The sequence below is a fragment of the Ostreiculturibacter nitratireducens genome (assembly GCF_032670585.1).
In the GTDB taxonomy this organism is placed as follows: domain Bacteria; phylum Pseudomonadota; class Alphaproteobacteria; order Rhodobacterales; family Rhodobacteraceae; genus Ostreiculturibacter; species Ostreiculturibacter nitratireducens.
The window spans coordinates 20,033-38,851 of sequence record NZ_JAVQHL010000005.1; the positions used below are offsets into that span (position 1 = coordinate 20,033).

18 protein-coding genes and 1 other RNA gene are annotated in these 18,819 nt (G+C 66.1%); 9 read left to right on the forward strand and 10 right to left on the reverse strand.

Annotated elements, in window-relative coordinates:
- Positions 1-102 precede the first annotated feature (102 nt).
- The 9 genes from ABCN56_RS18775 to ABCN56_RS18815 all read right to left on the reverse strand — a co-directional run bounded on the left by ABCN56_RS18775 (position 103) and on the right by ABCN56_RS18815 (position 10,776).
- Positions 103-822: an alanyl-tRNA editing protein gene (locus ABCN56_RS18775; RefSeq protein WP_343082374.1), complete on the reverse strand. Its 720-nt coding sequence runs from the start codon at positions 820-822 to the stop codon at positions 103-105.
- Positions 819-3,221 (reverse strand): DUF3772 domain-containing protein, encoded by a 2,403-nt coding sequence (locus ABCN56_RS18780; protein ID WP_343082375.1) that lies wholly within the window; start codon positions 3,219-3,221, stop codon positions 819-821. The genes ABCN56_RS18775 and ABCN56_RS18780 overlap by 4 nt, the downstream gene beginning before the upstream one ends.
- Positions 3,221-4,252: a cysteine synthase A gene (locus ABCN56_RS18785; protein WP_343082376.1), complete on the reverse strand. Its 1,032-nt coding sequence runs from the start codon at positions 4,250-4,252 to the stop codon at positions 3,221-3,223. Before ABCN56_RS18785 ends, ABCN56_RS18780 begins: the two co-directional genes overlap by 1 nt.
- Before the next feature lie 81 nt (positions 4,253-4,333).
- Positions 4,334-5,461, reverse strand: coding sequence for an NUDIX domain-containing protein (locus ABCN56_RS18790; RefSeq protein ID WP_343082377.1), 1,128 nt, complete (start codon positions 5,459-5,461; stop codon positions 4,334-4,336).
- Between the two features lie 2 nt (positions 5,462-5,463).
- Complete coding sequence (locus ABCN56_RS18795; protein WP_343082378.1) at positions 5,464-5,904, reverse strand: TrgA family protein; 441 nt, start codon at positions 5,902-5,904, stop codon at positions 5,464-5,466.
- Positions 5,905-7,143, reverse strand: coding sequence for a class I SAM-dependent methyltransferase (locus tag ABCN56_RS18800; protein ID WP_343082379.1), 1,239 nt, complete (start codon positions 7,141-7,143; stop codon positions 5,905-5,907). It lies immediately after the preceding gene.
- Positions 7,144-7,201: 58 nt separating this feature from the next.
- Positions 7,202-8,644, reverse strand: coding sequence for a cryptochrome/photolyase family protein (locus ABCN56_RS18805; protein WP_343082380.1), 1,443 nt, complete (start codon positions 8,642-8,644; stop codon positions 7,202-7,204).
- A gap of 84 nt (positions 8,645-8,728) precedes the next feature.
- Positions 8,729-9,964 (reverse strand): aminotransferase class V-fold PLP-dependent enzyme, encoded by a 1,236-nt coding sequence (locus ABCN56_RS18810; protein WP_343082381.1) that lies wholly within the window; start codon positions 9,962-9,964, stop codon positions 8,729-8,731.
- Positions 9,965-10,008: 44 nt separating this feature from the next.
- On the reverse strand, positions 10,009-10,776 hold the full coding sequence (locus ABCN56_RS18815; RefSeq protein WP_343082382.1) for a methyltransferase domain-containing protein: 768 nt from the start codon (positions 10,774-10,776) through the stop codon (positions 10,009-10,011).
- Positions 10,777-10,913: 137 nt separating this feature from the next.
- Here ABCN56_RS18815 and ABCN56_RS18820 point away from each other — a divergent pair, with 137 nt between their 5' ends.
- The 9 genes from ABCN56_RS18820 (at position 10,914) to ABCN56_RS18860 (ending at position 17,703) form a co-directional block, all read left to right on the forward strand.
- Positions 10,914-11,957, forward strand: coding sequence for an ABC transporter substrate-binding protein (locus ABCN56_RS18820; protein ID WP_343082383.1), 1,044 nt, complete (start codon positions 10,914-10,916; stop codon positions 11,955-11,957).
- 142 nt (positions 11,958-12,099) lie between these two features.
- Positions 12,100-12,458: a transfer-messenger RNA gene (gene ssrA, locus ABCN56_RS18825) on the forward strand.
- A gap of 140 nt (positions 12,459-12,598) precedes the next feature.
- The gene (locus tag ABCN56_RS18830; RefSeq protein ID WP_343082384.1) at positions 12,599-13,024 is read left to right on the forward strand and encodes a nuclear transport factor 2 family protein; all 426 of its coding nucleotides are present in this window, start codon (positions 12,599-12,601) and stop codon (positions 13,022-13,024) included.
- 48 nt (positions 13,025-13,072) lie between these two features.
- Complete coding sequence (locus ABCN56_RS18835) at positions 13,073-13,735, forward strand: DUF1194 domain-containing protein (protein WP_343082385.1); 663 nt, start codon at positions 13,073-13,075, stop codon at positions 13,733-13,735.
- 111 nt (positions 13,736-13,846) lie between these two features.
- The gene (gene chrA, locus ABCN56_RS18840; protein WP_343082386.1) at positions 13,847-15,115 is read left to right on the forward strand and encodes a chromate efflux transporter; all 1,269 of its coding nucleotides are present in this window, start codon (positions 13,847-13,849) and stop codon (positions 15,113-15,115) included.
- 86 nt (positions 15,116-15,201) lie between these two features.
- Entirely contained in the window at positions 15,202-15,648 is a 447-nt protein-coding gene (locus ABCN56_RS18845) for an SspB family protein (RefSeq protein WP_343082387.1), read from the forward strand.
- 102 nt (positions 15,649-15,750) lie between these two features.
- On the forward strand, positions 15,751-17,145 hold the full coding sequence (gene fumC / locus ABCN56_RS18850; RefSeq protein ID WP_343082388.1) for a class II fumarate hydratase: 1,395 nt from the start codon (positions 15,751-15,753) through the stop codon (positions 17,143-17,145).
- A 9-nt stretch (positions 17,146-17,154) separates the two neighbouring features.
- Positions 17,155-17,352: a DUF4169 family protein gene (locus ABCN56_RS18855; RefSeq protein ID WP_343082389.1), complete on the forward strand. Its 198-nt coding sequence runs from the start codon at positions 17,155-17,157 to the stop codon at positions 17,350-17,352.
- Positions 17,353-17,463: 111 nt separating this feature from the next.
- Positions 17,464-17,703 carry a ribbon-helix-helix domain-containing protein gene (locus ABCN56_RS18860; protein ID WP_343082390.1) on the forward strand — a complete coding sequence of 80 codons (240 nt, stop codon included), beginning with the start codon at positions 17,464-17,466 and terminating at the stop codon, positions 17,701-17,703.
- Between the two features lie 8 nt (positions 17,704-17,711).
- On the opposite strand, the gene ABCN56_RS18865 is transcribed toward ABCN56_RS18860, so the two are convergent.
- A complete protein-coding gene (locus tag ABCN56_RS18865) occupies positions 17,712-18,602 on the reverse strand; it encodes an alpha/beta fold hydrolase (protein WP_343082391.1) in 891 nt (296 codons plus the stop codon).
- Positions 18,603-18,819: the final 217 nt, after the last annotated feature.

The following is an 18,819-nucleotide window of genomic DNA, read 5'->3' on the forward strand; positions in this document are numbered from 1 at the left end:
AAAGCCGATGCCTGGCGCGCCGACCTAGGTGGAACGGAGAGCGTAGCCGCGGTCAGCGGCCGCTTGGCATACGGCTGGTGCACGGGATCGCCGGGCCGTGCGCTATGAATCCAGCAGCAGGCTCACCCGACGGTTCTGGCGGCCCTTCTTTTCGATCTTGCCGAGGCGCACCCGGCCGATCTCGCCCGTCCTGGCGACATGGGTTCCGCCGCAAGGCTGGAGGTCCACCTGATTGGCACCCTCCCCGATACGGACCAGCCGCACGCGGCCCTGCCCCATAGGCGGCTTCACCGACATGGTCTTGACCAACCCCGGATTGGCGGAGAGCTCCTCGTCCGTGATCCAGCCCTCGGTCACCGGGAGATCCCGCGCGATCAGCGCGTTCAGCGCCTGCTCCAGCGCCTCCACGTCCTCGGGCGGTTCCGGCATGTCGAAATCGAGCCGCCCCTTCTCCTCGCCGATCTGGCCCCCCGTCACGGGAAGGGGAATCACGACCGACAGGAGATGCAGCGCGGTGTGAACGCGCATGTGGCGGTAGCGGCGATCCCAGTCGAGGTGCTGGACGACCTCGGCGCCGACGGGCGGCAACGCGCCCTCGGCCGCAGGCACGAGCACCACCGCGCCGTTCTCCCCCTTGACGGCCGTCGCGATGACGACACTGCCGTCTGCCCAATCAAGGCGCCCGGAATCCCCCGGCTGGCCGCCTCCGGTCGGGTAGAAGATCGACCGGTCCACGACGATGCCCCCTTCGGGCGTGTGCGTCACGACGCGGGCCGGCGCCTCGCGAAGATAGGGTTCGCTGCGGAAAAGCGCCTCGGTCATGCGGATTCCTCCCCTGCCCCTCCGGCCCCAGGCATCGCCCGAGGCGAAGGCTCGGGCGGGCGCAGGGCCTCGGGGTTCTTCAACCAGATGTCGCGCTGCGGGAAGGGAATCTCGATCCCTTCCTCGGCGAAGCGGCTGGCGATTTCGTGGTTCATCTCGGAATGCGTGGCGAGCTTGAAGTTCACGTCGCGCAGGATCGCGCGGATCTCGAAGTTCAGGCTGTCGGCACCGAAGCCGACGAAGTAGACATTCGGCGGCGGGTTGACGACGACGAGGGGATGCGCCTCGGCCACCTCATGCAGGATCGCCTCGACCTTCTTCGTGTCGGTGCCGTAGGCGACCCCCACCGGCACGATCAGCCGCCCCGTCAGGTTCCCCCGCGTCCAGTTCGTCACCACGCCCGATACGAGGTCCGCGTTCGGCACGATGACGTCGGTCCGGTCGAAGGTTTCGATCCGGGTCGAGCGGACCGAGATCGCCTTCACGATCCCCATCTGCCCGCCGACCTCGATCCAGTCGCCCTCGGAGATCGGCCTTTCGATCAGGAGGATGATGCCCGAGACGAAGTTCGAGACGATGTTCTGAAGACCGAAACCGATGCCGACCGAGAGCGCACCCGCGACGATCGCGAGAGACGACAGGTCGATCCCCGCGGAGGTGATCGCGATCACCGCGGCGAGGAAGATGCCTAGGTAGCCGACACCCGAAACGATCGCGTTCTGGCCCCCCTTGTCGAGCTTCGTCTTCGGCAGGACCGAGGCACGCAACGCTCCCTGCAACAGCCGTGTAGCCGTCAGGCCAACCACGAAGACCGCGACGAAGGTCAGGAAGACGGTGGGCGAAATCCGCGTCTGCCCGATCGAAACCCCCTCGCGGAAGCGGGTCCAGACCTCGGCCAGGTCCGCGACGCGCGCGCCCCAGATCAGCGCGAAGAGAGGTATCGCCGCGATGGCAAGCGCGAAGCCGATCAGCACCGGAACCAGCCCGCCCGGCGCCCCTTCCTCCGGCCGAACGATCATGCCGTAGATGTCGCCCACGAACCGCTGGGCCAGAATCAGAATCCCGATGAGGCCCAGGGACAGGACAGTGGGCCAGACCAGCGCATTGGCCGCCGTCGTGTAGCCCACGATCGCCATCAGCGGCCCGAGCACCGACACGGCCACCACGGCCGACCCGACGAGTCGACGCATCCGCGCACGGAATCGATTGGCCTCGCCGTCATCGAGGGTCGCATCCATGTGCCGAAGCAGAAGGCCGAGCCGGAACAGGAACAGCGAGATCACCAGGACGACCGGTGCCGCCCAGACCGACTGCGCGGACTGGCTGAGCGGTGGGCGAACCTCTGTGATGAAGGCGCGCCGCAGCAATTCGGCCGCCAGCAGGAGCCCGACCATCGTCGTGTGGAATCGCGCCTCGGCGCTGTTCTCAGGCAGAATCGACTGTGAACGATCGAGCGGCCCACGATCGGACACCGGGAACAGAAGACCGCCAAGCCAGCGTGTCGCAAAGAACGCGAGCGCCGCACCCGGGAAGGCCGCGATGAGGGCGCCGGACCTCAGCCCGGTCATGCCGGTGGCTTCCATCGCCTGCACGAGAAGATACATGCCCCCCACCGGCAGGACCACCTGGCCGAGAGAAACGAAGCCCGCGGCCAGGCGCCGGGCATATTCCGACCCGCCCACGCGCATCCGCCCCGCGAGCCGCTCGAAGAATCCCGGCCCCCGGACCATGAGAAGTCCGGCGATGAGAAGATAGAGAAGGATCGCCGGCAGATTGTCCCGCAGTTCCTTCCGCCGCGCCGGGTTCTCCCACGCGCCCGAAGTCTCCTGCCAGAGCGTCCGCATACCTTGCGTCAGGACGGCAAGACCCGCAGGCCAGTTCACCGGGTTCGCGGGCGACGGAGACAGCTTCAGGAGCGCCGACGCCTGCCGCTCGCGGATCGTCGTGTCGATCTCGCGGATGATCCCGTCGGCGCGGCTGTAGGCCTCGACCGCCGCGATGCCGGGAGCCTGCAACCGCGCGAGCTGGTCGTTCAACTCCTTCCGCCGCGTCGCGATCTCGGGCGCCTCAGTCTCGCCTTCAGCCGGCGCAGGCCCCAGGGCCGCGATCTGGCCCCTCAGCGTCTGCAGGCGCGCATCATTCGCCGTCTGAGCTGCGGAGAATTTCGTGCGCCAGTCGACGATCTGCTGGCGCAACTGCTCCAGAGCGAGGTTCGAGGCCCGCCCGGCCTCGAGCGCGTCCTCCGCTCGCGTCGCGTCGCGCTCCCAGGCCGCGTAGTCCGGCGCGGCCGGGGCGGCCGCCTCCTGCGCAGCGGCGGACGAAACGCCAAAGGGCGCCGGCGCCGCGAGCGCGGTCAGGGCCAGGCTGAAGGCAAGGGAAAGCGCGCGAAGTGTCTTCATCAACCCTGATAGACCTCCGGCAGAATCCTTGGGGCGCGGTCGAGCCATTCCGGCACGGGCAGGCCCTTGCCCCTCAGGAAGTCGGGATTGAACAGCTTGGACTGATAGCGCGTGCCGTAGTCGCAGAGCACGGTCACGATCGTCTTGCCCGGCCCCATTTCCTGCGCCATGCGGATCGCGCCCGCGACGTTGATGCCGGAGGATCCGCCCAGGCACAGGCCCTCTTCCTCGAGGAGGTCGAAGACGATCGGAAGCGCCTCGCTGTCAGGGATGCGGTAGGCCATGTCCGGCATGATGCCCTCGAGGTTCGCGGTGATCCGCCCCTGCCCGATCCCCTCGGTGATGGAGGAGCCTTCGGACTTCAGAACGCCCGTCGTGTAGTAGCTGTAGAGCGCCGCACCCTCCGGATCGGCCAGCGCGACCTTCACGCCCTTGGGCTGCAGCGCCATCGCGACGCCCGCCAGCGTGCCGCCTGAACCCACGGCGCAGACGAACCCGTCCACCTTGCCATCGGTCTGATCCCAGATCTCGGGGCCGGTGGTCTCCATATGCGCCTGCCGGTTCGCCACGTTGTCGAACTGGTTGGCCCAGATCGCGCCGTTGGGCTCGGTCTTTGCGAGCTCCTCGGCCAGCCGGCCGGAATAGCGCACATAGTTGTTGGGGTTCGAATAGGGCGCCGCCGGCACCTGGACGAGCTCGGCCCCCGCAAGCCGCAGCATGTCCTTCTTTTCCTGGCTCTGCGTCTCGGGGATGACGATGACCGTCCGGAAACCCATCGAGGCACCCACGAGAGCGAGCCCGATCCCGGTATTGCCGGCCGTCCCTTCGACGATCGTTCCGCCGGGCCGCAGTTGCCCCTTCGCCATGGCGTCGTGGATGATGTAGAGCGCCGCGCGATCCTTCACCGACTGGCCGGGATTCATGAACTCGGCCTTGCCGAGAATCTCGCATCCCGTCATCTCCGAGGCCTTTCTCAACCGGATGAGGGGCGTTTTTCCCACCGCATCGGCCAAGTCCTTGCAAATTCGCATCGCGCCGCTCCTTGAATTTCACTCTTTCCTAGGCCGCACCTGTGGCAACCTCAAGCGGCAATGGCCGGCGATGATGGCCCCTCAGCGGGCCGCCGCGCGCAACTCCGCCCGATGCGCGGAAAGCCAGAGAGCGGAGATCAGCAAGGGGGCGTTGTCGACCTCTCCGGCCCCCAGGAGCTCCATGAGCGCGTCGAATGTCACGATATGCGTCCGGATATCCTCGTCCTCTCCGTCCACGCCCGCCCCGCTTACGGCCGTTCCGTCTGGAAGCTCGGCGATGCCCACGTAGGAATAGAGATATTCCGACTTGCCGGCGGGTGTCGGGTAGTAACCGCCGATGAGGTGCAGATCGCCGATCCGAAGCCCGGCCTCCTCCACGGCCTCGCGCCGGACCGCCTCTTCTGGCGTCTCGGACGCGTCGACGCGACCGGCGATCGCCTCGAGCGACCAGGGGTTCGCGTCGCCCCGCGCAAAGGGGCCGGGCCGGAACTGTTCGATCAGCAGCACGCGGTCGCGCACCGGGTCGTAGGGAAGGACCGAGGCCGCATCCCCCGTGATGAAGACCGCCCGGTTCACGACCGGGCTCATGGAGCCGTCGAAACGGCGGAAGGACAGGTCGTATTCCTCGACCGAGAAGAACTTCGCATAGGGCTCGCGCCGGTCCGCGACGACGACGTCCCCGGTCTCGGAGGTGCGGCGCAGCATTCCCTGCCCCGCTGCCCGCGCCCTGAGCCGGGAGGCGGCACGGATCATCATCAGCCCATATCGGGCCTTGAGTTCCTCGGGCGCCTTCCTGCCGCGAAGCGCCATGAAATCCGCCGCCGTCTCGGTCACGACGTCGCCCCAATCGGCGGCCCAGTCCTGCAGCCGCCAGGGCGCGCCGGGACGCCAATGCCCGGGTTCCGGGAAATAGACCTGCGCCGGCACCTGCCGGCCATCCCCGGCATCGACGATCACTTCCCGGGTGAGGTAGCCGAAGCCACCTTCGTAGAAGTCGAGCCTGGTGACCTCTCCGGCCGTCAGCCCCTCGGCGAGGAGCCCCTCCGCCGCCTTCCCCGGCGCGGGCAGGATCAGGGGAAAGCTCTCCCCTTCCGCCCAGCGCACCTCGTGTCCTTCAAGACGCGCGGGCACCACCGTCAGCTCGCGCCCCACGACCCGCTCCAGCAACGGCAAGTGGCAGAGCGTGCCGTAGAAAAAGAAGTTGGCCAAACTCAGCTCCAGCGCCGCGAGGCCCATTCGACGAGGAGGCCGCCCAGCATCCCTCCGATGAGGAGGATGCCGATCACGTCGGGTACGAGGATCATCCGCCCGTATTCGAGCGAAATCTCGAATGCGCCGACGATCGCATCCATCGGCCCGTCATAGCGGTGCCGGATGGACATCTTGACCATCTCGTTTCCCGAGAAGATCACGAGGCACCAGAAAACGATCGCCAGTGTCGCGCGCGCCCCACCGCCGAGCGCGGCCCCATAACCGCGCCCCGCCGAAGGGCCAGCCACCATCCAGCCGCAAAACGCGCCGATCAGCGTCGAGATGGGGATGAACATGCCGATCCGGGCGCCTTCCGGAAGAAGCGGCACGACCGCGTTCGATGCGAAGAACGCGATCGCCGCGAAGGCGAAGGCTCCGAATAGCTTTGCAGCTGTGGGCATCTATCCTCCTGGCTTCGCTATGGTCACCTGCGTCACGTCGCAGTTTTGACCCTCGAACGCGCCCGCGCAAGAGCAGAGATAGAAGTTCCACATCCGCCGGAACCTTTCGTCGAAGCCCATGTGGACGATTTCGCCCCAGGCCTCGTTGAAGCTGTCGTGCCAGCGGCGCAGCGTCTGCGAATAGCTCTTTCCGAACTCGTGCGAGCCGACAAGCGTCAGCCCCGCCTTTGCGATCTCGGCGCGCAATGCCGAGGGGCTCGGCAGCATTCCACCCGGAAAGATGTACTTCTGGATGAAGTCCACGCCCTTCCGATAGGCCTCGAACCGCCGGTCCTGCACGGTGATGATCTGCAGCGTCGCCCGTCGGCCGGGCTTCAGCCGCTCTTTGACCGCATCGAAATAGACCGGCCAGTATCTTTCCCCGACCGCCTCGAACATCTCGATCGAGGCGATGCCGTCATAGCTGCCCCTCTCGTCGCGGTAGTCGCGCAGGACGATCTCGACCCGGTCCGACAGCCCCGCCTTCGCCATGCGTTCCACCGCGTAGTCGCGCTGTTCCTTCGAGATCGTCAGGCCCGTTACCCTCAGCCCCCGCTCTCTGGCGGCATACTCGGCAAAGCCGCCCCAGCCGCAACCGATTTCCAGGACGTGCTCTCCCGGCTTCACGCCCATCGCATCGACGAGGGCCGCGTATTTCGCCCTCTGCGCCGCTTCGAGGCTCTCCTGCCCGGTCTCGAACAGGGCCGAGGAATAGGTCATCGTGTCGTCGAGCCACAGCCGGTAGAAGTCGTTTCCGAGGTCGTAGTGGTAGGCGATGTTCTTCTTCGCCTGCCGCCGCGAGTTCGAACGCAGGAAGTGGCGTAGCCGCTCCCAGGCGCGCACGACCCCCATGCCCGGAAACCCGTCATAGATCTCGTCGTTGTCCGCGTGGACAAGGTCCATGAAGGCCATGAGGTCCGGGCTGGACCAGCCGCCTTCGAGGTAGGCATCGCAGAAGCCGAGATCCCCCTCGCGGATCAGCCGCGCAAAAACGTCGGCATCGTGGATCACGATTTCGGCCACGGGACCCGGTGCCCTGCCCTCGGCCCGGAACCGCCGGCCGTCCGGCAGCACGAAATCGAGCCGGCCGCATTTCATCGTTTTCGCGACAGCGAATGCGCGCGCGAAGTACCGCGGCAGGCCGGTTTCTCCGTCCGTCGAGGTCCGGATCTTGGCTCCATTCACCATGTCGAGCGTCATTCTTCCTCCCATCCCCAAGGCTACCGTTAACCGGAAGCTCCTTATTTCATCAAGTTTTTCAGTTCGCGGCCGCCGCCTCGCGCCGAAGCGCATCGTAGGCCGCAAGCGCCCGCGCACGTCCTTCGGACAGTTCGACCAGTCGTCGCGGATATCTCTGATCCGGCGCAAGGGCCCAGCTTTCCGGGCAGGCGGCGAAGAAATCCAGCGCCGTCCCGGGCGGGTCCTTCTGGCCTTCCGCGATGAAGGCCCGCCGGTAGACGTGATCGGGGTCGAACTTCTCGGCCTGCGTCTCAGGGTTGAAAATGCGGAAATAGGGCGCGGCGTCGGGCCCCGAGCCTGCCACCCACTGCCATCCCATCGCGTTCGACGCCGGGTCCCAGTCCGTCAGGCAATCCTCGAACCATGCGAGGCCGACGCGCCAATCGGTCAGGAGGTGCTTCGTGAGGTAGGAGGCCACAATCATCCGGGCGCGGTTGTGCATCCGGCCGGTGACATACATCTCCCGCATCGCGGCATCGACGAAGGGCTCCCCCGTCATCCCGCGCCGCCAGCGTTCCGCATCCTCGTTGTCGGCCCGCCAGGGAAAGCCGTTCCAGTCCGGCCGCCAGTTGTCCCGCGCCATCTGCGGGAAATGGTGCATCAGGTGCCAGGCGAACTCGCGCCAGACGAGTTCCTTCAGGAAATGCTCCGCGCCCCGCGCGCCCTCCTCGAAGGCGCGCCGCCCGGCGTGCCAGACCGTTCGCGGACCGATCTCGCCATAGGTCAGGTTTTCCGACAGCCCCGAAGTCGCCTCCGCCGCCGGGAAGTCGCGCCGCGAAGCGTAATCCCCAACCCGGTGACGCATGAAGGTCGCAAGCCGCTGCAGCGCCACCTCCTCGCCCACGCCAGCATGCTTCTGAAGGACCGAAGCCCCCCGTCGCATCGCTTGCCCCATCGCCCAGTCGTCCAGCCGATCTGACGCCAGCCACGCTTCAGGCGCGCGGAGTTCTCTTGGCGCGGGCTCCGGCGCCGGAACTTCGCGTCCCTTCACCGCCCGCCAGTAGGGCGAATACACCTTGTAGGGCTCGCCCTGCCCGGTCGCGACCTCCCACGGCTCGAACAGCAGGTGGCCGGGGAAGCTCCGCGCGCCGAACCCCTCGGCCTTCAGCGCCGCCTTGATCTCCGTGTCCCGCGCTTTCGATTCCGGATCGTAGGCGCGCGACCACCAGACGTCCCTCGCCCCTGTCTCGGCAAGCAGCGCGCGCAGCGATGGAAGCGCCCGCCCACGCCGCAGGACCAGCCGACTGCCCACCGTCCCGATTCTTGCCGCGAAGGCGCCGACCGCTTCGCCGAGCCGCCATTTGGGCGCTGCGCCGAGCCCTTCCACAACCTCCTCGTGCAGGAATACGGGGATCAGAACGCGCCCCGTCCGCACGGCTTCGGCAATCATCGGGTGATCGCCAAGACGCAGGTCGCGGCGGAACCACAGGAGGATGGGGGCGTCGGGATTTGTCTCGCTCATTCTCTCCTTACGTGGCGCGTCCGTCCCCGGTTCACTCGCCGCCGCCCTGGCAGCCGCGGAAACGGCTTCCGGCGCGCGCCCCCTTCAAAGCACGTCGTCCAGAGCGAGGATCAGCCGCGCCACCTCGGTCTTCGTCGTGTAGTGAACGAAAGACAGCCTCAGTACGCCCCGATCGAGGGCGACACCCATCGCCTTCAGGGGTCGCACGGCATAGAAATCCCCCGCCCAGCAGTTGATGCCCTTCGCGGCAAGCGCGGCCGAAACCGGCTCCGCCGGACGGTCAAGCGCCACGGCGACGGTCGGGGCCCGCAGCTTCGCGTCAGCGGGCCCGATCAGACGCACATCCTTGCGGCCGGAGAGATAGTCGAGAAGCGGCTGCAGCAGCTTTTCCTCGTGCGAGCGCATGAGGTCGTGGACCCGCGCCGCCCGCTTCGTGATGCCCTCGATAGGTGCGAAGTGGTGGTCGTGCACTTCCTCGAAGTAGTCCACGAGGCCGGCCGAAGCCGCGACCTGCGCGTGGTCAGGCCCCGCGGGCGTGAACCGCTTGTAGATCGCGCCGGCGTTGAACCAGTGGCCCTGGCAGGGCAAGCGCTCGCCCAGCGCTCGCCTGACCACCATGATTCCCTGGTGCGGCCCATAGACCTTGTAGGCGGAGAAGAGGTAGATGTCGGCCTTCAGCGCGCCCACGTTCGGCAGTCCGTGCGGCGCGTAACTGACCCCGTCCACGCATGTCACGGCACCCGAGGCATGAGCCATGCGGACGATCTTCGCGACCGGGTTGATCTCTCCGATCACGTTCGAGCAATGGGGGAAGCACACCAGCCGCACCTTCTGGTCCGCGAGAAGCGGCGCGAGGTCCGCCGGGTCGAGATGCCCCGTCTCCGGGTCGATCCGCCATTCCCGTATCTCGAACCCCTCCTCGCCCAACCGCCGCCACGGGCCGGAATTCGCCTCGTGGTCCTGATTCGTGACGACGATCGCCGAACCGGGCTCGAGCCCTTTCCGGAAAGCCTGCGCCAGAACGTAGGTGTTTGCGGTGGTCGAGGGGCCAAAGCTCACCTCGTCGGTCTCAACGCCCAGCATGGCGGCGAGTCTTTTGCGCGCCTCGTCCATCTCCTCCCCACCCGCACGCGCGGCGGCATAGGGCGCGTAGGGCTGAACCTTCCTTTCCGTGTAGAACCGCGTCAGCCGGTCGATCACGTGACGGCAGGCATAGCTTCCCCCCGCATTCTCGAAAAACGCCTGATCCTTCAGCCCCGGAACGGAAAAGGCCGGGAACTGCGCGCGGACGAAATCCGTATCAAGTTCAGTGCGTTTCATTCATTTCCTCATACTCGGTCACAACTCGGCGCCCTGGAGGCGCTTCAGAATGGCTTACGGCCAAGCAGATGGTGGGGGCAATGCTCTCCCGATTCCAGGACCGGCAGCATGGCCTCCCAGGTCTCGATCTGGCGGGCGATCTCGGCCTTGCCCGACAATGCCTCGAACCGCGACCGCTCGGGGCCGGTCAACCGGGCAAGCTCGCGCCTCGCCTCCTCGCGGTACCAGGGGTTCCGGTTCCGAAGCGACACGTCGACGAATCCGGCCTCCGTCAGCGCCCGCTCGTAGCGCGCCGGGCTTTCCAGCGCGAAGTCCAGGTCCTCGCATTTCAGGTAATGGGCCATTGCCGGCGAAGGTTCCCCGTCATGCGAGATCATCCAGTCCGAACCGACGAACCATCCGCCAGGCTTCAGGACACGGAACACCTCTCGCGCCAGCGCGGCCTTGTCCGGGACGTGGAGAATCGCCTCCTTCGAAAAGACCACGTCGAAACTCTCCGCCGGGAAGGGCAAAGGCCCCGGAGCGGTCTCGACGATGTCGATGCGGTCGGCCAACCCCTTGCGTGCCACGAACTCCCGCGCCGCGCGGCAAACGTCGGGCTCCACATCCATGCCGGTGACATGGCGCGCACCGTGTTCCGCCACGAGAAGCGCGGTGACCCCGCCCGCCCCGCAACCGATGTCGAGAACGTCCTTGCCCCTCAGGTCCATTCCCTCGAGCGCCCGCGCGACCTCGGCCGCCCCGCCGGGCGACAGGAAGCCCTCGCCCCAGATCGCTGCAAGAAACGCGATGTGCGTGTCATCGTAGTTCATGTCCGCCGTGCGCATCGAGGAGCCACCTGCCTGACAAATGTAGCTGTTGCTGTGGCCAAGTCTTAACAGGCGCTTGAGGTGGCGCCACAGCTATTCTAGCCTCTTCACCGGTCCACTCACTTTCCGAAAGGATTCTGATGAAATTCCGTGCCATTCTGCTCGCGTCGGCCACGGCCGTCGCATTCCCGGCCTTCGCCGCCGATCCCGACCTCCTGGTTTTCGACTGGGCCGGGTTCGAGGATGAAGGGCTCCTTCAATCCTACATCGAAAAGCACGGCACAGGTCCGACCTATGCCTTCTTCGCCGACGATGACGAGGCCTACCAGAAAATGGCGTCGGGCTTCAAAGCGGACGTCGCGCACCCCTGCTCGCAGATGGTATCCAAGTACCGCGACGCCGGCCTGATCGAGCCCTGGGACGTGAACCGTATCCCGGAATTCGGCAACATCGAGCAGCGCTTCCTGAACTCCTCGATCTTCAAGGACGACACCGGCGTCTGGTACATCCCGACGGACTACGCCTACACCGCCATCGCCTACAACAAGGACGAAGTTCCGGAAGCGGACGTCTCCACGCTCCAGGTCTTCACGAACCCGGCCTACGCGGGCCGCGTCTCGCTGCCGGACAACACCGACGACGTCTGGGCCCTGGCGCTTCTTGCCACTGGCGTGACCGACTGGACCGAAGTCTCCGACGAGCAGTTCCAGGCCGCGGCCGACTGGCTGCGCACCGCGCATGAGAACGTCCGCGCCTACTGGGCGGACCCATCGGAAATGGCGCAGCTGATGGCGTCGGGCGAAGTGCTCGTCTCCTGGTCGTGGAACGATGGCGTGACGCTCCTGCGCGAGGAAGGTTTCCCGATCGGCTTCCAGCGCACCCCGTCCGAGGGCGCCTCGAACTGGTTCTGCGGCTACGTCAACTTCAAGGACGCGCCCGGCTCCGAGGACAAGGCCTACGACTTCATCAACTCCTGGCTCGACCACCGTTCGGCCCAGGGGCTGCTGGACGGCTTCGGCTATGCCCATTCGAACAACGCCGCCATGGCCGAGATCGCGCCCGAGGCGTTGGCCGAGGCCTTTGCCGACCCGATCGAGGGCACCTTCCTCACCCAGACCCCGATGAACAACGAGATGCGCGAGCGCATGCTCGAGGAGTTCGAGAAGATCAAGGCCGGCTTCTGAGCCAAGTCCTTGAAAGCAAAAGACGCCGTCCCCTTCTTGGGGGCGGCGTTATCATTTCGGCTGGCGTCGTTCCGGACCCCTTCCGGCCCCGGATCTCCGTCAGCGAATTTTCCGCAGCAAACCAAGTATCTTCGGCGCGTCGATGCTTGCGAGTGGGCCGGGGCGACCCTATATTCGACCTGTTGCGGGTTCGCCCGGGACTATGGACATAAACGCGCTCGTAATAAGCGGATCGGACCCGGGGGCGGTACCCGGCGGCTCCACCAAAACCACCCTCGTTGGGGGAATCTGGGGCCGAAACAGGATCGACGAACGTCTAAAGGGGTTTGCTTTGTCCCGGTGAGGTACCACCGTTATCGGTCCGCAAAGTACAGTTGCCAACGACAACCGTGCTCCGGTCGCTCTGGCTGCGTAAGCAGCTCGGGTAACCGAAACCTAAAGCCCTTGCGCCTAGCAGCGTAAGGCGGGGCTCGCAGGCGCCTGGCAACAGAAGCCTGCACCTTCCGCCCCGGCAAGACCCGGTGGCGGCTTTTTTTGGGGCAGGCCGGTCGGGTCGCCTGGCGCTTCACTCCCTGATAACCCTGCGCCGGTATCCTTTCTCGGACATGCCGGGGGACTTCCCCGAAGTCGGGAGTGAAACAATGACCAAACTCGACCTGCTGAAGGACTGGTATCAGCGCGTCTATATCGACGGCGATCTCGAGGCGATCGACGACTACTTCGCGCCCCGCTCCACCGCCAGCGGCCTCATGGCCGAACTTCAAGTCGGCCCCGAGGATTTCCGCGAGTTGATACCCGCCGTCATGCGCCTGATCCGGGAGCCCGAGGTCGTGATCGACGCGCATCTCGATTCCGGCGACTGGCTCTGGGCCCTGGTGACGGTGAAGGCGAAATCGACCCGCTCGTTGTCGCCGGTGGAGTTCTCCGGCCAGGTCATGATGCGGGTGCAGGAAGGACGGATCGCGGAGGCGTTCAACCACTTCGACTTCATCACCTTCTTCGAGCAGCTGGAGCTTCTGCCGCCGCAGACCTTTGCGCTCTGCCTCTCCGGGGAAAGGCTGCACTAGCCGCCGAATCCCTTTGCCCCGGGGCGGATCGCCCGGCAGACTGCCGCCATGCCCAGCCGCTGCCTCATCGCGTTCCTCGCCCTGTTCGGGGCCGCCCCCGCGGTCACCGCGTGCGAAACCGCGCTGATTCTGTCCATCGACGTCTCGGGTTCGATCGACGAGGGGGAATACCGGCTCCAGGCGGACGGAATCGCCACCGCGCTCTCCGATCCGGTCGTGGCGGAGGCCCTGGTTCGCGGGAAGGTCGCGCTGACCGTCCTGCAATGGTCGAACGCCGAGCAGCAGGCCGCATCACTCCCCTGGCGGAGGATGCTTTCACAGGAGGACGTCGCCGGCTTCGTCGCCTCCGCCGCAGCCATGCCGCGCGCGTTCGAGGGCTCCGACACGGCCCCCGGAGACATGCTCCAATTCGCTTCCGAGCTTTTCTCCGACGTATCGGACTGCCGGCGCCGCGTGATCGACGTCTCGGGCGACGGCCAGCAGAACACGGGCAGTTCCACCGCGCAGGCCCGAATGGCCCTGCACCGCAGCGGGATCATCATCAACGGCATCGCCATCGAGGACATGGGAGCGAGCCTTGCGATAACGGAATACTACCGCCGCTTCGTCATCACCCCCGGCGGTTTCGTGATGACTGCGCGTGGCCTTTCGGACTATGCCGAAACGCTTCGCGCCAAGCTCGTTCGCGAGCTGGCGCGGCCGATCGGGTGAAGGCCGTCGCGCCGTCAAACGGCTGCCCGGTGTCAGAAGAATTCTTGGCATTTTCCATTATCAACAAGTAGTTGTCATGGGAAGCTTACACATCTTCTTAAGATCTACCCCATGACCGCAACCGCGCCGCCACCGCTTTCCGACTTGTTCCGCACCTTCGGGCGGATAGGGCTTCTGTCCTTCGGTGGACCCGCCGCGCAAATCGCGCTGATGCACCGCACACTTGTCGACGAACAGCGCTGGCTGTCGGAGCCGGAATACCTACGCGCGCTGTCCTTCTGCATGCTCCTTCCCGGCCCGGAAGCGATGCAGTTGGCGACATATGCGGGCTGGAAGTTCAGGGGCGTGCCGGGCGGCCTTGTTGCCGGCGGGCTCTTCGTCCTCCCGGGCGCGATCGTCATCCTCGCGCTGGCGGCGCTTTACGCTGCCTGGGGCGGCGTGCCGCTTGTCTCCGCGCTCTTCTTCGGGGTGAAGGCCTGCGTCACCGTCATCGTGCTCGAGGCGCTTCTGCGCGTGGCGAACCGGGCCTTGAAAACGGGCCAGCATCGCGCCTTCGCCCTGCTTGCCTTCCTCGGCCTCTTCGCCTTCAGCCTGCCCTTCCCGGCAATCATCGCCGTTGCCGCGCTCGCCGGCGCGATCCTGCACCGCGGCACGCCCGGCCCGGCCGTGCCCGCGCCGCCCATCAGCGGCAGCGTCCCCGCGCTCGGGCTTGGCCTCGCGCTTTGGGCCGCGCCCCTGGCCGCTCTCGCGTTTCTCGGGCAGGCATTCCTTCTCCAGGTCGGCCTTTTCTTCTCGAAGCTCGCAGTCGTGACCTTCGGCGGGGCCTATGCCGTCCTCGCCTACATGACGCAGACCGTCGTGCAAGAGCACGGCTGGCTCACGACACCACAGATGATGGACGCGCTCGGGCTGGCGGAGACGACACCCGGCCCGCTGATCCTCGTCACGGAGTTCGTCGGCTTCCTCGCAGGTTTCGGCGAGGGGGGCATGGGTACCGCAATGGCGGCCGCCCTTCTGACACTCTGGGTCACCTTCGTTCCGTGCTTTCTCTGGATCTTCGCCTTCGCGCCCTTCGTCGAATGGACAGCCTCCCGCCGCCGCCTCGGCGCGGCGCTCGCGGGGGTCACCGCTGCGGTCGTGGGCGTGATAGGAAACCTCGCCCTGTGGTTCGCTCTCCACGTCCTCTTCACGGAGGTCGAGACCTTGCGGGCCGGGCCAGTCGCGATCCCCTTCCCCGACGCCTCGAGTTTCGACGCACGCGCCGGCCTCGTCGCGCTTCTGGCAGGGGTCCTGCTCCTCCGATTCCGGTGGTCGCTCCTGTCGGTTCTCGGCCTCTCCTCCACCCTCGGGGCTGCCCTCGTTCTTTTCGGCCCCAATTGAAATATCTGGATTCTTTCCCGCGACCTTCCCCTTTCAATCGTCCCTGAATTCCCTATGCTGAAACCATTAGCGGCAGGACAACTTCGATGACGCGCACGATCGACTACGGCAACCTGATGCACCGCGCCATGCGGGGCCTGATCCAGGAAGTCCTACAGGGAGTCGCCGACAATGGCCTCCCCGGTGCGCATCATTTCTTCGTCACCTTCGACACGCGTCATCCGGGCGTGAAACTCGCCGAATGGCTGAGCGAGCGCTACCCGGAGGAGATGACCATCGTCATCCAGCACTGGTTCGAGAATCTGGCCGTCGATGACGACGGATTCGCCGTGACGCTGAACTTCGGCGACACGCCGGAGCCGATGTATATTCCCTTCGACGCGATCCGCACTTTCGTCGATCCCTCGGTCGAATTCGGCCTGCGTTTCGAGACGCACGAATCCTCCGAGGACGACGAAGATGAAGAGGAGCCGCAGCCCGAAGAGGAACGTCACGACGCCGAGGTCGTGCGGCTGGACAGCTGGCGGAAATAGCGACGAAAAAACGCCGACAAGTCTCGGTATGCGACGGTATGCCGATTGCCAAGAGCCTCCCCCGGCCCTAATAAGGCGCCGAACCATCCGGAGGCTTGCCCGATGACGAAAACCCGCACCGAAACCGACAGCTTTGGCCCGCTGGAGGTCCCCGCCGACAAGTACTGGGGGGCACAGACCCAGCGCTCGATCCAGAACTTCCCGATCGGCTGGGAGAAGCAGCCCGTCGCCATCATCCGCGCGCTCGGCGTCATCAAGAAGGCCTGCGCTCTCGTGAACATCGATCAGGGCGACATCGACCCGAAGGTCGGCGAGGCCATTGCCGCGGCCGCGCAGGAGGTCATCGACGGCAAGTTCGACGACAACTTCCCGCTCGTCGTCTGGCAGACGGGTTCCGGCACCCAGTCCAACATGAACGCGAACGAAGTCATCTCGAACCGCGCGATCGAGATGCTGGGGGGCGAAATGGGCTCCAAGAAGCCCGTCCACCCCAACGACCACGTCAACATGGGGCAATCCTCGAACGACACGTTCCCCACGGCGATGCACGTGGCGATCGGCATGGTGGCGCGCGACGTGCTCATTCCGGGGCTGAAGAAGCTTCACAAGGCGCTTGTCGCCAAGTCGGAGGAATTCAGGGACATCATCAAGATCGGCCGCACGCATACGCAGGACGCGACGCCGCTGACGCTCGGCCAGGAGTTCGGCGGCTACGCCCACCAGGTCGCCATGGGCATCAAGCGGGTCGAGATGTGCCTGCCGCAGATCTACGAACTCGCTCAGGGCGGCACCGCCGTCGGGACGGGGCTGAACACGAAGAAGGGCTGGGACAGCCGCGTGGCCGCGCGCATCGCCGAGATCACGGACCTGCCCTTCGTCACCGCGCCCAACAAGTTCGAGGCGCTCGCCGCCCATGACGCGATGGTTATGTTCTCGGGCGCGCTGAAGACGGTCGCCGCCTCGCTCTTCAAGATCGCGAACGACATGCGGCTTCTGGGTTCCGGCCCGCGGTCGGGCCTTGGCGAGCTGATCCTGCCGGAGAACGAGCCGGGATCGTCGATCATGCCGGGCAAAGTGAACCCGACGCAGGCCGAGGCGCTGACGATGGTCTGCGCCCACGTGATGGGCAACGACGCCGCCGTCGGCTTCGCCGGGTCGCAGGGGCATTTCGAGCTTAACGTCTACAACCCGATGATGTCCTACAACGTGATCCAGTCGATGCAGCTCCTGGGCGACGCGGCGGGTTCGTTCACGGACAACATGGTCGTGGGCACGCAGGCCAACGTCACGCGCATCGAGAAGCTGATGAAGGAAAGCCTGATGCTGGTGACGGCGCTCGCGCCGAAGATCGGCTATGACAACGCCACCAAGGTCGCCAAGACCGCGCACAAGAACGGCACCACGCTGAAGGAAGAGGCGATCGCGCTTGGTTTCGTCGACGAAGAGACCTTCGACCAGATCGTGCGGCCCGAAATGATGATCGGTCCGAAGGACTGATCGGGCGCGATGGCCGAGATCGTCAACCTGCGCGCGGCCCGGAAGGCGAAGGATCGCCTGAAGAAACGCGCGCAGGGATCTGAGAACGCAGTGAAATTCGGCCGAACGAAGGCCGAGCGGGAACTTGAGAAAGCGCGGGCGGACAAAGCCCGCGCCCTGCTCGACGGCCACGAGCGCGAGGCCCCGGAGGCTTGCGGCGATGACTGACTCCGGCGGTCGGCTCCAGGCAATGACGACGCTACTGCCCCTTGGCTCGTGGCTTGCCGCCCCGGACGCCTGCTCCTATCCTGCCCGTGCCCTCGTCCCGCCGGATCACCGATGACCCGCCCGATCAAACGCTCCCTCACCCTGCAAGGCCATCGCACCTCGGTCTCGCTCGAAGACGAGTTCTGGCGCGCCTTCCGTGACATCGCCGAGGCACGCGACCTTCCGCTGAACGCGCTCGCGGCCGAGATCGACGCGACGCGCGATCCCGAAACGGGGCTTGCCACGGCGATCCGGCTCTATGTCCTGCGCCATTACCGCGAACTTGCGCGGGGGTCATCCGCCCGTCCCTGAGAGGGCTTTCAGACCGGATGGGCGGACAGGAAGGCCAGCAGCCGTTCCGCCACGTCTCCTGGACGCTCGTCCACGAAGAAATGCCCGCCCGGCATCGCCTCGGCCCTCATCATCTCGCACTTCTCTGCCCATGTTCCCGGCACGTCATAGAGCCGCCCCATCGCTCCGTCCCGGCCATAAAGCACCAGCGTCGGCGCGGTGATCCGTCTGCCGAGGTCCGCCCCGTCGTCGGACAGGTCCGCCGTCAGCGCCGCCCGGTAGTCGTTGCACATGCCCGCGATCGTGTCCGGGTCGCGCCAGGCGCTGCGGTAAGCCTCCAGCTGCTCGGCGTCGAAATCCTCGATCCGCGCCGCGCCCCAGCCAAGAAGGCAGGTTTCGAAGAAATAGTCAGGGTTTGCCCCGATAAGACGTTCCGGAAAAGGCGCGGGCTGCGCGAGGAACGTCCAGTGCCAATAGGCCGTGGCCACCTCGCGTCTCAGCGCCGTCAAGATCGTGTGCGTCGGAACGATGTCCATGACCGTAGCGGTCGCCACGCGCTCCGGCTGATCCAGCGCCATCCGGTGCGCGACCCGCCCACCCCGGTCGTGACCCACCAGGTGAAAGCGTTCGTGCCCGAGCTCGGACATGAGGCGCCCCATGTCGCGCCCCATGGTCCTGAACGAATGGCTCGCATGGTCCTCGCTCAGGGGAGGCTTCGACGAGGCCCCGTATCCCCTCAGATCGGCGGCGATCACCCGGTAGCCCTTCGCCGCCAGCACCGGCGCGACGCGGGCCCAGAGAGCGTGCGTCTGCGGGAAACCGTGCAGCAACAGCACCGGCTCCCCCTCGCCGCCAGCGACCCAGGCGATCTCCAGACCGCCTTCGACCTCCGTACGCCCGACCGCGAAACCCTCGAACATGCTCTCTCCCCCGCCCGAAAATGCCGACGCCACACAAGTTGGACATAACGACCCGGAGCGGTATAGTGCCCCGGACGCAGTCGCGGAAAAAGCCTGTAACCGCAGTCGGCAGATGTACAGGGTGTAGAGTGGAAGAGGAAATGCCACCGGACACGCAGGCGGACGGTCCGACCGGCGCCAGGCCGCGGACAGGCGATCTCTCTTCGGGCCATCAATT